Source organism: Pseudonocardia sp. SID8383, assembly GCF_009864975.1.
In the GTDB taxonomy this organism is placed as follows: Bacteria; Actinomycetota; Actinomycetes; order Mycobacteriales; family Pseudonocardiaceae; genus Pseudonocardia; species Pseudonocardia alni.
The window spans coordinates 1-526 of record NZ_WWFY01000672.1 but is presented as its reverse complement, the minus strand read 5'-3'; the positions used below and the strand labels follow the sequence as shown (position 1 = coordinate 526).

Below are 526 nucleotides of genomic sequence, written 5' to 3'. Positions count from 1 at the left end.
CGAACGCGCCGCGTCGGCGCCCGCCCCGGGCCGCGCCGCCATCGGGACGCAGACCCCGCCGGCGGGCTCGGCGTGGGGCAGCGAGCTGCCCGAGATCGACGACGACCTGGTCGACGAGATCGACCCGTCCACCCCGCCGCACGGGACGGACCTGTCCGCCCTGCGCGAGACCCCGCGCCCGGCCTCCTCCAGCACCGCGACCGTCGCCGAGCCCGACGACGAGCCCACCCCGGCCTCCGTGGGCGACCCCCGGCACCGCCGCGACGACGCGGCCCCGGACCCGGCCGTGCAGGACCACGGCCCCGACGACACCGGTCTCTACCGCGCCGCGGGTGCCGACCCCGAGCCGTGGTGGGCCGTGCCCGCCTCCGCGGTGCCCGACGACGACCCCGACGCGGACCTCATCTGGCGCGCCGCGGGCCGCGCGGCCGACGACACCGGCGACCGCGACACGACCCCCGGGTACTCCCCGGACGGCGACGCGGCCCCCGGGTACTCCCCGGACGGTGACGCCCCGGTCCCCGGG

The 526-nt window shown here is 80.8% G+C and carries 1 protein-coding gene; it reads left to right on the top strand.

What is annotated here, in order from left to right:
- The coding region (locus tag GTW08_RS16380; protein WP_202417249.1) for a hypothetical protein at window positions 1–526 on the top strand (526 nt) is incomplete at both ends.